The 12,010-nt window shown below is 72.9% G+C and carries 11 protein-coding genes; 7 read left to right on the forward strand and 4 right to left on the reverse strand.

Translation table 11 applies throughout. From position 1 onward, the window contains the following. Window positions 1-139: 139 nt before the first annotated feature. The 3 genes from IQ210_RS04995 (at window position 140) to IQ210_RS05005 (ending at window position 2,195) form a co-directional block, all read left to right on the forward strand. Window positions 140-745, forward strand: a complete 606-nt coding sequence (locus tag IQ210_RS04995) for a sulfite oxidase-like oxidoreductase (protein WP_194077407.1) — start codon at window positions 140-142, stop codon at window positions 743-745. Then, on the forward strand, window positions 738-1,502 hold the full coding sequence (locus IQ210_RS05000) for a ferredoxin reductase (RefSeq protein ID WP_194077409.1): 765 nt from the start codon (window positions 738-740) through the stop codon (window positions 1,500-1,502). The genes IQ210_RS04995 and IQ210_RS05000 overlap by 8 nt, the downstream gene beginning before the upstream one ends. A 105-nt stretch (window positions 1,503-1,607) precedes the next feature. Further along, window positions 1,608-2,195 (forward strand): Rv1733c family protein, encoded by a 588-nt coding sequence (locus IQ210_RS05005; protein WP_194077411.1) that lies wholly within the window; start codon window positions 1,608-1,610, stop codon window positions 2,193-2,195. Window positions 2,196-2,287: 92 nt separating this feature from the next. Here the strand turns inward: IQ210_RS05005 and IQ210_RS05010 are convergent, their stop codons facing one another. Next, window positions 2,288-3,670, reverse strand: a complete 1,383-nt coding sequence (locus tag IQ210_RS05010; RefSeq protein ID WP_194077414.1) for an 8-oxoguanine deaminase — start codon at window positions 3,668-3,670, stop codon at window positions 2,288-2,290. A 126-nt stretch (window positions 3,671-3,796) separates the two neighbouring features. Here IQ210_RS05010 and IQ210_RS05015 point away from each other — a divergent pair, with 126 nt between their 5' ends. The 3 genes from IQ210_RS05015 (at window position 3,797) to IQ210_RS05025 (ending at window position 6,921) form a co-directional block, all read left to right on the forward strand. Then, window positions 3,797-4,765, forward strand: a complete 969-nt coding sequence (locus tag IQ210_RS05015) for an acetylxylan esterase (protein ID WP_194077416.1) — start codon at window positions 3,797-3,799, stop codon at window positions 4,763-4,765. 104 nt (window positions 4,766-4,869) lie between these two features. After that, the gene (locus IQ210_RS05020) at window positions 4,870-6,036 is read left to right on the forward strand and encodes a serine hydrolase domain-containing protein (protein WP_194077418.1); all 1,167 of its coding nucleotides are present in this window, start codon (window positions 4,870-4,872) and stop codon (window positions 6,034-6,036) included. Between the two features lie 120 nt (window positions 6,037-6,156). Further along, window positions 6,157-6,921 (forward strand): GntR family transcriptional regulator, encoded by a 765-nt coding sequence (locus IQ210_RS05025; RefSeq protein ID WP_194077420.1) that lies wholly within the window; start codon window positions 6,157-6,159, stop codon window positions 6,919-6,921. On the opposite strand, the gene IQ210_RS05030 is transcribed toward IQ210_RS05025, so the two are convergent. Together IQ210_RS05030 and IQ210_RS05035 are read right to left on the reverse strand one after the other, a co-directional pair. Then, window positions 6,857-7,795 carry a sensor histidine kinase gene (locus IQ210_RS05030; protein WP_194077422.1) on the reverse strand — a complete coding sequence of 313 codons (939 nt, stop codon included), beginning with the start codon at window positions 7,793-7,795 and terminating at the stop codon, window positions 6,857-6,859. The two genes, IQ210_RS05025 and IQ210_RS05030, sit on opposite strands and share 65 nt — an antisense overlap. 31 nt (window positions 7,796-7,826) lie before the next feature. Then, window positions 7,827-8,720, reverse strand: coding sequence for an MEDS domain-containing protein (locus tag IQ210_RS05035; protein ID WP_194077424.1), 894 nt, complete (start codon window positions 8,718-8,720; stop codon window positions 7,827-7,829). Window positions 8,721-8,825: 105 nt separating this feature from the next. On the opposite strand from IQ210_RS05035, the gene IQ210_RS05040 reads away from it, so the two are divergent. Next, window positions 8,826-10,895 (forward strand): ATP-binding protein, encoded by a 2,070-nt coding sequence (locus tag IQ210_RS05040; protein WP_194077426.1) that lies wholly within the window; start codon window positions 8,826-8,828, stop codon window positions 10,893-10,895. A gap of 344 nt (window positions 10,896-11,239) precedes the next feature. Here IQ210_RS05040 and IQ210_RS05045 read toward each other — a convergent pair whose 3' ends face one another. Continuing rightward, complete coding sequence (locus IQ210_RS05045) at window positions 11,240-11,965, reverse strand: class I SAM-dependent methyltransferase (RefSeq protein ID WP_194077428.1); 726 nt, start codon at window positions 11,963-11,965, stop codon at window positions 11,240-11,242. Between the last annotated feature and the right edge of the window lie 45 nt (window positions 11,966-12,010).

The following is a 12,010-nucleotide window of genomic DNA, read 5'->3' on the forward strand; positions in this document are numbered from 1 at the left end:
GAAGATCGGCGGACGGCTATTCCCAGGGCGATGGAGAGTTCATACGCGCTTAATGAACGCCGCGGTGTTCATGCTGCCGCCATGATCAGGCCCGCTGACCAGGGGCGGAGCACGGGTGACGACAGCGTACGGTTGAACCATGAACGTCACCCGAGGCTTCACCGGACGTGCCCGCGTCCACAACGCCGGGCTGCCACCCGGCCAGTACGACGCGGGCGACGACTGGCCCGTGCTGTCCGCGGAGGTCACGCCGGAGCTGTCGCCGGCCGACTGGACCTTCCGCGTCGACGGGCTGGTCGAGGAACCCCGCACCTGGGACTGGAAGGAGGCGCACGCGCTGCCCGGCTCGGTGTACGAGGGTGACATCCACTGCGTGACGAGCTGGTCGAAGTTCGGCGTCCGGTTCGGAGGCGTGTCCCTGGACGCGTTTCTGGACGTCGTACGCCCGCAGGCGGCCGCCACCCATGTCGTCGCGTACTCGCACACCGGGTACACCACGAACCTGCCGCTGGCGGACCTGACCGGTGGACGGGCGTGGATCGCCTGGGAGTTCGACGGGAAGCCGCTGTCTTCCGAGCACGGCGGCCCGGCGCGGCTGCTGGTGCCGCATCTGTACTTCTGGAAGAGCGCCAAGTGGATCGCGGGGCTGCGCATCCTCGACCACGACGAGCCCGGGTTCTGGGAGCAGAACGGCTATCACGCGCGGGGCAACCCGTGGGAGGAGCAGCGGTACTCCGGTGACTGACACCCTCGCGACCTTCACTCCGCCCACGCGGTTCGCCGTGCCCGGGCGCATCGCCGTGAGCAACCGGGCCGCCGCGCTGTGGCAGACGGCGACGCTCACCGAGATCCGCCGGGAGACCCCGCACGCCGCCACCTACCGGTTCGCGGTGCCCGCCTGGGCCGGTCATCTGCCCGGCCAGCACCTGATGCTGCGGCTCACGGCCGAGGACGGCTATGTGGCCCAGCGCCACTACTCGATCGCCTCCGCGCCCGACGACGAGGGGTACATCGAACTGACCCTGGACCATGTCGAGGGCGGTGAGGTGTCGGGCTGGTTCCACACCGTGGCCAGGCCCGGCGACCAGGTCGAGGTGCGCGGCCCGCTGAGCGGCTTCTTCGCCTGGCCCGGCGACCGGCCCGCCCTGCTGATCGGCGCCGGCTCCGGCGTCGTACCGCTGATGTCGATGGTGCGGCACCACCGGGCGCGGCGGTCGGACGTCCCGCTGCGGCTCCTGGTGTCCGCGCGCAGCCCCGAGGAGCTCATCTACGCGAGCGAGTTGGGTGCCGAGACGACGCCCGTGTTCACGCGGAGCGCGCCCCCGGGGGTACCGGTGGGACGTATGGCCGCCGCACATGTGGCGCCGCTCCTGGCCGAGCAGCCCGAGGGTGGGTGGGAGGCCTATGTGTGCGGGTCCAACGCCTTCGCCGAGCACGCGTCGCGGCTGCTGGTGGCGGCCGGGCAGCCGGTGGACCGGATCCGGATCGAGCGCTTCGGCTGACCCCTCCCGAGGCCGTGCGCAGCCACGGCCTCCGGGTGGACAATGTCCTGCATACGGGGTATCGGAGAACGATGTGGGCACTCGCACAAGTGCGAGGAGGTCGACATGCGAACCCGGGTCCGCGGCTGGCGCTGGCGGCACAATCCGCTGCGGCGCCGGTCGGACGTCGTCGAGGCGTGGACAACGCTGGTCGTCGTCCTGCTGCTGCTCCTGCTCGCGCCCCTCGCCGGGGCCCTGACGGCCCGGTGGGCGCACTCCGAGGCGCAGGCGGCTGCGGTGTCCCAGCGCGCCGACCGCCACAGCGTGCGCGCCGAGGTCGTCGGCAAGATTCCGGACGAACTGCCCACGGTGCAGGGCAGCCGGGCGCACACCTTCCGTACGACGGTCACCTGGACCGAGCCGGGCGAGGGACGCAAGACGGCGACGGCCCGGGTGCCGGCCGGGTCGCGCCACGGTGACATGGTCACGGTGTGGTTCGACAGCCGGGGCCGCAATGTCGCCGAACCGACGGACGCCGTCTCCGTGTGGCAGCACACCGTCACCATGGGCGTCTGCGCGACCGCCGGGACGGTCGGCGTGATCCTCCTCGGCCGGGTCGCCGTACGCCATGTCGCCACCCGCCACCGCCTCGCCGAGTGGGAGGCGGAGTGGGCCCGCACGGAACCGGAGTGGACGCGCCGCCGGCCGGCGTGACGAAACCGGAGTGGAAGCGCCGCCGACCGGCGTGACGAAACCGGAGTGGAAGCGCCGCCGGCCGGCGTGAACGACTCCCCAGCTCCCGCCTGCTACCCGCCGACGCCCTGCATCCGCCGCGCCACCCGCCCATGGTCGCGCAACGCGCCCCGCAGTCCCGGCAACACCGGTTCGCCCCGGTCCACCAGCACCCGGCCCGCGACCACCGTCGTCCACGCGCGAGCCGGTCCGCAGCGCAGCCACGCCTCCACGGGGTCGGTCAACGCGCCCGCGAGGGCGATCTCATGGAGGTCCCAGACGACCAGGTCGGCGCAGGCGCCGGGGCGGAGGTGGCCGATCTCGTCGGCGCGGCCGAGGCAGCGGGCCGAACCGCGGGTGGCCATGTCGAGGGCGTCCCGGGCGGTCATGGCGCCGGGGCCGCCCCGGTAGCGGCCGAGCAGCAGGGCGTTGCGGGTCTCCATCCAGAGGGAGGCGTGGTCGGTGGAGGCGGAGCCGTCGCAGCCGATGCCGACAGGCAGGCCGAGTTCGCGCATCTCCCGCACCCGGGCCGTGCCGCCGCCGATCAGCATGTTGGAGCTGGGGCAGTGGGCCACCCCGACGCCCGCGTCCGCCAGGCGGCGCAACTCGGTGTCGTTCGGGTAGATGCAGTGCGCCACCCAGGTGCGGTCGCTCATCCAGCCGCAGTCCTCGAAGTACTCGACAGGCCGGCAGCCGTACGTCTCCAGACAGTACGTGTCCTCGTCGTGGTCCTCGGCGAGGTGGGTGTGGAGGCGGACGTCGTACCGCTCGGCGAGTTCGGCGGTGGCCGTCATGACCTCCTTGGTCACCGAGAACGGCGAGCAGGGCGCGAGCGCGACCCGGATCAGGGCGCCCGGTTCGGGGTCGTGATGGGCCTTGATCAGGCGCTCGCTGTCGGCGAGCACCTCGTCCGTCGACTGTGTGACGCTCCTCGGCGGCAGTCCCCCGTCCTCGACGGACCGCGTCATCGAGCCGCGGGTGGCGTGGAAGCGGAAGCCGATGTCGCGGGCGGCGCGGATCTCGGCGTCGACCAGGCGCGGGCGCGGGTGGACATAGAGGTGGTCGGAGGACGTGGTGCAGCCGCCCATGAGGAGTTCGGCCATGCCGACGTACGCCGACACGTATGCGGCCTCCTCGTCGAGGCCGGCCCACAGCGGATACAGCGTGGTCAGCCAGTCGAAGAGGGAGCCGTTCACGGCGGGGGCGTAGGAGCGGGTGAGGTTCTGGTAGATGTGGTGGTGGGTGTTGACCAGGCCGGGCGTGACCAGCCGTCCGGCGGCCGACACCGTCGTGTCGGCCTCGGGTTCGCTCCCCGCCGTACCGACTCCGGTGACCCGACCACCTGCGATGGCCACCCAGCCGCCCCGGATCTCCCGCTCCCCGTCGACGACGAGCAGGTCGGCATCCCTGACCAGCAGTTCGGCATTCCGAACAGGCACTTCGGAGGCAGCTGACATGGCGCCATCGTAGGCCCGTGACCGGGCAAAGGCCTGGCGATTCGTCGGACCACCGACGTACGGTGTGATCATCCGCACCCGTCATGCGCACTCCACATCCGCACCTCATCCCAAAGGCGGTCCTACATGGCCCTGTTCGACCTTCCCCTCGATGAGCTCCGCACGTACCGCAGCACTTCGCCGGAGCCCGAGGACTTCGACGCGTTCTGGTCGAAGACGCTCCAGGAGGCCCGGGAGCACGAGCTGGACGCCCGTTTCGAGCCCGTGGACACGGGGCTGTCCACGGTGCGGGTGTACGACGTGACGTTCGCCGGGTTCGGCGGCCACCCGGTGAAGGGCTGGCTGACCCTGCCCGCCGGAGCGGAGGAACCCCTCCCGGTCATAGTGGAGTTCATGGGGTACGGCCTCGGCCGCGGGCTGCCGCACGAGCACCTGCTGTGGGCCTCCACGGGCCGGGCGCACTTCGTGATGGACACCCGCGGTCAGGGCAGCGGCAACGGCGGTGGCGGCGCCACGGCCGATCCGGTCGGTGCGGGGCCCGCCTACCCCGGTTACATGACCCGGGGCATCGAGTCGCCCGAGACCTACTACTACCGCCGTCTGTTCACCGACGCCGTGCGTGCCGTCGAGGCGGCCCGTTCGCATCCGCTCGTCGACCCCGCGCGGACCGCCGTCACCGGCATCAGCCAGGGCGGCGGCATCACGCTCGCGGTGGGCGGGCTGGTGCCGGACCTGGTGGCGGTCGCGCCGGACGTGCCGTTCCTGTGCCACTTCCCGCGCGCGGCGACCGTGACGGACCGTCACCCGTACCGCGAGATCCGCCTGTTCCTCAGGACGCACCGCGGCCGCGCCGAGGACACCCTGCGCACCCTCTCCTACTTCGACGGCGTCCACTTCGCCGCCCGCGGCAGCGCCCCGGCCCTCTTCTCGACGGCCCTGGAGGACCTGACCTGCCCGCCCTCCACCGTCTTCGCCGCCTTCAACAACTGGGCGCACGACGACCGGGAGATCGAGGTGTACGACTTCAACGACCATGAGGGCGGCGGCCCTTACCAGGAGGCGGTCAAGCTGCGCTGGCTGCGCTCGCGCCTCTGACGGACGTCGCACACCTTCCCTCCAGTCCGACCAGTCGGTACGTTCAAGGGGCCCGGGTCGCGGCGTCGCGGCCCGGTTTCCGGTGTGCGACACGGAGGCGGCCCATGTCCGAGCACGACCCCTTGATCCAAGGCCACTGCGACGCGCGGTTCGCGGCCGTCCGCACGGCGTTCGAGGAGAACTTCCGCGACCGGGGCGAACTCGGCGCCGCCGTGACCGTGACGGTCGACGGCCGGACCGTGGTGGATCTGTGGGGCGGCTGGGCCGACGCGGCACGCACCCGTCCGTGGCAGCGGGACACGCTGGTCAACGTGTGGTCGACGTCGAAGGGGCCGACGGCCCTGTGCGCCCACATCCTCGCCGACCGGGGACTGCTCGACCTCGACGCGCCGGTGGCCGCGTACTGGCCGGAGTTCGCGGCGGCGGGCAAGGAGAAGGTGCTCGTACGGCATCTGCTGTCGCACCGGGCCGGACTGTCCGGGCTGCGGGAGCCGCACTCCCTCCAGGAGCTCTACGACTGGGAGTTCACCACGCGCCGACTCGCGGCGAGCGAGCCCTGGTGGGAGCCCGGGACACAGTCGGGGTACCACGCTCTGACGTACGGCTTCCTGGTCGGGGAAGTGGTGCGGCGGGTGTCGGGACTGCTGCCGGGGGCCTTCCTGCGCCGGGAGGTGACCGGGCCGCTGGGCATCGACTTCAGCATCGGCCTGCCGGAGAAGGAGTACGGCCGGGCGGCGGAGCTGGAGCACCTGGCACCCGCGGCGAACAGTCAACAGGGCGCGGCGGCCGTGCAGTTGCCGCCCCTGGCGCTGGCCGCGCTGGCCAACCCGCTGATGGGCGCTGCGGACGCCAACTCGCCCGGGTGGCGGGCCGCGGAGATTCCCGCCGCCAACGGACACGGCACCGCGCGTGCGGTGGCCCAGCTGTACGGGATCTTCGCGGGCCGAGGGATGTGGGACGGCCGTCGCGTCCTGTCCCCCGAGGCGGCCGAGCGGGTGCGCGAGGGACAGGGCGGCTGCCGTGACCTGGTGCTGGGCGCCGGCCTCGGCCGGGACACCGAGGTGGCGCTCGGGCTGTGGCTGAGCGGGGACGGCGGGTCGTACGGGCCGAACCCGCGCGCTTTCGGACACGACGGCTTCGGAGGTTCCTGCGGCCTCGCGGACCCCGAGGCGGGGGTGTCGCTCGGGTACGTCATGAACCGCATGGGGCCTCAGATCGCCGACGATCCGCGGAAGATGACCCTCGTCGACGCCCTGTACAGCGCCCTGTGACGGGCGGTCCGGTTTCGGCCGAACCGGCGGGCCGCTCTTCCCAGGTGGTTTAGACCAATGCTAGATCTGGTGGCGCAATGAGCCCGCACGGCTACGGCACGTCACTACAGGAGGCGCGGCATGGCCCGCACCACCCCGCACCAGGTCCAGGACCCACCGCTGTACCGGAGGATCGCCACGCAACTCCTCGGGGAACTGCGCGACGGCACCGTCCCGCCCGGTGAACGGCTGCCGGGCGAGCGGCGGTTGGCCGAGCACTACGGCGTCAGCAGGGAGACCGTACGGCAGGCTTTGGAGGTGCTGCGCCGCGAGGGCATGGTCGCCACCGACCGGCGCGGCAGCCATGCCGCCCTGCCCGGGGAGCCGGTCCGGGCCCCGTCCGGGCTCGCGTTCCCGGTCGGCGCCGCCACCGCCGTCGCCGCCGACCGGGCCACCGTCGCCTGGGAGACTCCCCCGCCGGAGCACGCCGAGGCGCTCGGACTCGCCCCGCACCGGCCGACGCTGGTGCACCGCTACGAGTCGGCGGGCGCGGGAGGCGGCCGTACGGCCGTGACGTCCTTCTCGGCGGTGGCGCTCGCCGAGGTCGAGGAGCTGGCCCGGTACCGGGACCGGGCCGACGGAACCGCCTCGGCGCAGCTGTGGCGGGCGTACGACTGGATGCGCAGGGCGGGCCTGACCCTGCACCACCGCGACTCCATCACCCCGCTCGCGGACTCGCCGGCGGTACGGGTGACCCGGCGGGTGCACGACCAGTACGCCCGGCCGCTGGAGATCACCGACCTGGTGCTCGACGACCAACAGGGGGCTCTGGTCTACGAGTTCACGCTGCCGGCCGACGGAAGTACAGCCGCACCACGGAGCCCGCGGGATCCAGCCGCTCCGTGACGAGGTCGGTCAACTGCCGTACCAGCCACAGGCCGTGGCCGTTCGGAGCGCGCGGCTCGGGCGGCAGATGGCCGGGGAAGTCCGGGAGCGGCGACGAGGTGTGCGCTCCCTCGTCACTGATCTCGCAGATCAGGTGATCCTGGTCGCCGTGCAGGCGTACGACACCCCGTCCGCCGCCGTGCCGCAGCACGTTGACCACGGTCTCGTGGGCCGCGGCCACCAGGTCGTACGTCCGCTGCTCGGGCAGGCCCGCCCGGCGGGCGTACGCGGCGACGGCTCGACGCACGGCGGCAGAGCCGTCCCGGGTGATCGGGATGCGGTCCGCGGCCCCGGGTACTTGGTCGGGGCAGTGCGCGTCGCATTCCGCGTAGAAGTGGGCCGGGTCGGCATAGACCGAGCTGATGCTGCCGTCGTCGAGTTCGGGATGGGTGCGGGCCGCGGTCTCCACGACCAGAGCGGGCAGTCGGCGGGTGTCGTACGGGCACAGGATCCAGTGCGGGCTGTCGGCGAAGGCGACGTTCAGGAGGGACTCGTAGCGCATCCACTCCCGGGTCTCGAAACCGCTGCGGCCCGCCCAGACGGGTTCGCCGATCACCCGCACCCTGCGGTTCGGGCCGTGGCGGTCGCAGTAGGCGTGGTAGCGGCCCAGGGTGCGGGAGGGGTAGTCGTACCAGTCGTCGGCCGCTACGAACTCCACCTGGCGGGAGCGGTCGCCGAGCGCCTCGCGCAGCAGCGGGATGTTGCGGGCGGCTACGACGGCGAGGACCGCGTCCCCCGCGGCGAGGCCGTCGGTGGCGAAGTCGACGGTCCCGCCGAGGAGTTCGACGTCGGAGCCGTAGCGCAGGGCCTGGTGGACGAAGCCGGTGCGGCTCATGAGGTCGGCCTGTCTGGCTGAAGGTGCCGGTTCATGGCGTCGGCCCGGCCGGTTCGAGGCGCAGGCCGGGGACGCGGTCCCAGCCGGCCACCCGCATCACCCGCTGGACGTGCGGGGCCACGCCGCACAGCACGAGGGTGCCGCCGGCGGCGGACAGGGCGAGCGCGGAGAAGACCAGCAGGCGCAGGGCGCCGACGTCGATGAAGAGCAGGTCGCGCAGGTCGAGGCGGGTGCGCGGGCCGTCCGGGGTGCGGGAGTGCGGGCGGGCCCGTTCGGCGTGCAGAGCGCGGGCGACGGCGGTGACGTTGGTGTCGTCGACCTCGCCGGCGAGCGCGAGGCCCGGGGGCGCGAAGGTGCGGGTGATGGAGAGCAGGTCGTCGTGCCACACCTGGTCGGCGCCGACCCGGCCGTGGTGGAGTCCGGCGAGGGGCGCCAGTTCGGACTCGTCGAAGACCCGGCGGTCGTACTGGCAGATGCCGAGCACGGGCAGGGACGCGAAGACGGGATCGAGGAGCAGTTCGCTGTCGTGGAGGCTCTTCAGACCCCGGCCGGCCTGGGCGCGCAGCACCTCCGTGGCCACGCGCAGACCGAGGTAGCCGTCGCCGACCGCGCGGCGGGCCTCGCGGCGGATCACCTCGTCGAGGTCCCAGAGGCCTTCGGGCTGCGCGAGATGGGCGTCCACGCAGAGCCGGCCGGCCGCGAGCTCCTCGTCGACCCGGCAGCCGTACGCCTCCAGGAAGGACAGGGCGACACCGGCCGGGATGTCCGCAGGCGGCAGCAGGAGCCCGCGGTGGCCGCAGGCCAGGCCGTCGAGCAGGAACGCGGCGAGTACGGTCTCCCGCTCCTCGTCGGTGTCGTAGCCGAGGAGCAGATGGTCGCCCTGGCGCATCCGTCCCACAGTGGTCCGGGTGGGTGATACAGCCATTCCCGCACCTCCGTCGGTGTGGTGGAGCACATCCACGCTACGCCGGAATCGGGCCTGCCGTGAGGGGTTAGGGTGACCTCCCGTCGGAACCGGTGAGGGGGGACGATGGCGGCTTCTGTGCACGGTGGCAGGATCGGCAACCTTCCCGCCGAGGCGAACGCGTTCATCGGACGTGGCCTTGAACTCGCCGAGATCGCGGGCCTGTTGGGGACGTCGAGACTGGTGACGCTGACGGGGCCGGGGGGTGTCGGGAAGTCCCGCCTCGCGCTGCGCGCCGCGCATGCCGCGAAGGCCGGGTTCCGCGGCGGGGTCTGGCTGGTGGAGCTGTCGGAGTTGCGGGACCCCGACCTGCTGACGAACGCGGTGGCGCAGGCGACCCGGCTCACCGAGCAGACGCTGCGGCCGCTCCTGGAGGCCGTCTGCGAGCATCTCGCGGGGGCGCCGCTGCTGCTCGTGCTCGACACCTGCGAGCATGTGCTCGGCGAGTGCGCGCGGGTCGTCCGGGAACTCCTCGCGAACGTACCGGAGTTGCGGGTGCTAGCCACCAGTCGGCAGGCCCTGGGGGTGCCGGGCGAGCAGTTGCTGACGGTGGTGCCGCTGCCGTTGGGCGAACACGACGACGCGGTGCAGCTGTTCGCCGCGCGGGCCGCGGCCGCGGTGCCGTCGTTCGCGCTCACGGAGGACAACCGGGCGCGGGTCGCCGCCGTTTGCACCCGCCTGGACGGGATACCGCTGGCCCTGGAGCTCGCCGCCGTACGCCTGCGGGGCCTGCCGCTGGAGCGGCTCCTCGAAGGGCTCGACTCCCGCTTCGATCTGCTGGTCTCCCCGGCCCGGCCGCGCACCGCCCGGCATCAGACCCTGCGGACGGCCATCGGCTGGAGCCACGAACTGTGCACGCCGCTGGAGCGGTTGCTGTGGGCACGGCTGTCCGTGTTCGCGGGCGGCTGGGACGTCGAGGCGGCCGAATTCGTGTGCCACGGCGGCCCGTTGGACCCGGAGCAGGTCTTCCCGCTGCTCGTCTCGCTCACCGAGAAGTCCATCGTGACCCGGGACGTCGAGGGACTGGTGGTCCGGTACCGGATGCTCGACACCGTGCGCTCCTTCGGGGCCGAGTGGCTCGCGGGGCTCGGTGAGGCGGCGGCGGTACGGCGGCGGCACCGGGACTACTTCCGGTGGATCGCCCGCCAGGGTGAGGCGGAGTGGCTGGGGCCGGGCCAGCGGATGTGGGCCGAGCGGCTCACCGCGGAGCACGCGAATCTGCGGCTGGCGGTGGAGGAGTGCCTGGCGGCTCCCGAGCCGGAGACGGCGCTCGAACTCACCGGCAGCCTCTGGTTCTTCTGGTTCGCCTGCGGATTCGCGGAGGAGGGGCGGGGATATCTGGAGCGGGCGTTGGGGCGCGCCCCCGCCGACGGCGGCCCGGAGCACGGCCTCGCGGTGTGGGCGCACCGGTTGGTCACCGTCGTAGCCGAGGATCTGGAGGCCGCCGAGTCGGTGAGCGCCGCCTATGTGTGGCTGGCCGAGGAGCGTCGACTGCCGGTGCCCGCGCTGCCGTTGACCGGGGCGAGTCTCGCGGTGCGGGGTGAGTCGGCGCGCTCGGCCGTGCTGTACGGGCCCGGTGGGCAGGCTCCGGTGGGGGACGGAGGTGCCGAGTTCTTCCAGCTGATGACGCTCGCCCTCCAGGCGTATCTCCTCGCCGGGCAGGCCGCGTTCGAGCGCTGCGCGGCGGTCGCCGAGCGGCTGCGTCAGGACTGCGCCAAGCGGGGCGAGGTGTGGATGCGGGCCTGGGGCGACTTCTTCGTGGCGCTGGCCGGGATCGGGCTGGGGCACGCCGACGAGGCCGTGGCGTCGGCGCGGGAGGCGCTGACCGCGAAGTGGCGGGTGCACGACCGGATCGGCGCCGCCGCGGTCGCCGACCTCCTGGTGGCGGCGCAGGCGGCACGGGGCGAGGACGAGCCGGCCGCCCGCCTCATGGGCATCAGCAGACACCTGTGGCGCACGGCGGGCCTGCCGCAACTGGGCAGACCCGACACCACGGTCTTCCACCGCGAGTACGAACGCCGCCTACGCGCCTCCCTGGGTGACGCCCGCTTCACGGAGGCGGTGCGCGAGGGAGGGGAGCTGGGGGTGGAGGCGGGGATCGGGGTGGCGCTGGGTGGGGAGGGCGGCAGTGCGTAGCCGCGGGAGGCGGCTGTTCAGGTGGGCGGGGAGGCGGCACTGCGTAGCGGCAGGAAAGGGCCGTTCAGCTGGGCGGGGAGGGCGGCACTCCGTAGCCGCAGGAGACGGCCGTTCAGTCGGGCGGGAGGGCGACGCACCGTAGTCACCGGAAGCGAGGCCTCAGCCGGGCGGAGGACGGCACACCCAAGACACAGGAGGCGGCCCTTCAGTCGGGCGGGAGGGCGACGCGCCGTAGTCACCGGAAGCGGTGCTTCAGCCGGACAGGCGGGCGGTACGCCGTTGGCGCAGGAGGCGGACTTCAGCCGGGGTGGTGGGCGGCACTCCGTAGCCGCCGGAGGGGCTGTTCAGCCGGGCAGGCTCGCCACGATCATGCGTACCCGTGGGCTGCCGTCGTCGCGCCGGCCGAACTCGGGGAGGGCTTCGAGGTCGACGTGGAAGCCCGCGGCCTCCAGTTGCCGGTGGACGTCTGTCAGCCGGAAGGCCCGGTAGTACATGACGAACGGTGGGCGCCAGACGGCGTTCCGTACCCGCATGACCAGGTCGAAGCCGAGGAGCATCCAGTAGCCGAGGGACCCCGGGCGGGGCGGCGCGACGACGGGGAACGCGAAGCAGCCGCCCGGTCGCAGCACGGAGCGGACCTGGCCGAACAGCCCGGGCAGCTCGCACGGCAGGAAGTGCCCGAACGCCCCGAAGCTGACGACGAGGTCGAAGGCGGGGCCGAACGGCAGGGCCCGGGCGTCGGCGCGGACCCAGTCCACGCGTGGCCCGGCGGGTCGTACCTGCTCTCGGGCCACGGCGAGCATGCCTTGGCTGAAGTCCACGCCGGTGACGCTCCCCCGGCACACCCGCGCGAGCACCCCGGCTCCGGCACCGGTCCCGCAGCACAGGTCCAGGCCGGCTTCGAAGGGCCCCCTGCGGGCCAGTGCCCGGCCTACGGAGTTCAGCACGGAGTCGGGGGTACGGAAGGGCGTGTGGTCGAACTTCGGGGCGAGCAGGTCGTAGCCGCGCTCCACGGACGACAGGGCCTGGACGGCGAGTTCGCGGAGGCTCGGGCCTTCGGGGCTGAACATCGCGTCAGCTTAGGGGAGCACCCGCCCACCCCCGTGGACATCCGG

This window comes from Streptomyces justiciae (assembly GCF_015163075.1).
Lineage (GTDB): Bacteria > Actinomycetota > Actinomycetes > Streptomycetales > Streptomycetaceae > Streptomyces > Streptomyces justiciae.

What these genes read in the sequence shown, in the direction of transcription:
- IQ210_RS04995 (WP_194077407.1), top strand. Translation starts at nt 140, where the DNA reads ATGAACGTCACCCGAGGCTTCACCGGACGTGCCCGCGTCCACAACGCC.
- IQ210_RS05005 (WP_194077411.1), top strand. Translation starts at nt 1,608, where the DNA reads ATGCGAACCCGGGTCCGCGGCTGGCGCTGGCGGCACAATCCGCTGCGG.
- IQ210_RS05010 (WP_194077414.1), bottom strand. Translation starts at nt 3,670, where the DNA reads ATGTCAGCTGCCTCCGAAGTGCCTGTTCGGAATGCCGAACTGCTGGTC.
- IQ210_RS05015 (WP_194077416.1), top strand. Translation starts at nt 3,797, where the DNA reads ATGGCCCTGTTCGACCTTCCCCTCGATGAGCTCCGCACGTACCGCAGC.
- IQ210_RS05020 (WP_194077418.1), top strand. Translation starts at nt 4,870, where the DNA reads ATGTCCGAGCACGACCCCTTGATCCAAGGCCACTGCGACGCGCGGTTC.
- IQ210_RS05025 (WP_194077420.1), top strand. Translation starts at nt 6,157, where the DNA reads ATGGCCCGCACCACCCCGCACCAGGTCCAGGACCCACCGCTGTACCGG.
- IQ210_RS05030 (WP_194077422.1), bottom strand. Translation starts at nt 7,795, where the DNA reads ATGAGCCGCACCGGCTTCGTCCACCAGGCCCTGCGCTACGGCTCCGAC.
- IQ210_RS05035 (WP_194077424.1), bottom strand. Translation starts at nt 8,720, where the DNA reads ATGGCTGTATCACCCACCCGGACCACTGTGGGACGGATGCGCCAGGGC.
- IQ210_RS05040 (WP_194077426.1), top strand. Translation starts at nt 8,826, where the DNA reads ATGGCGGCTTCTGTGCACGGTGGCAGGATCGGCAACCTTCCCGCCGAG.
- IQ210_RS05045 (WP_194077428.1), bottom strand. Translation starts at nt 11,965, where the DNA reads ATGTTCAGCCCCGAAGGCCCGAGCCTCCGCGAACTCGCCGTCCAGGCC.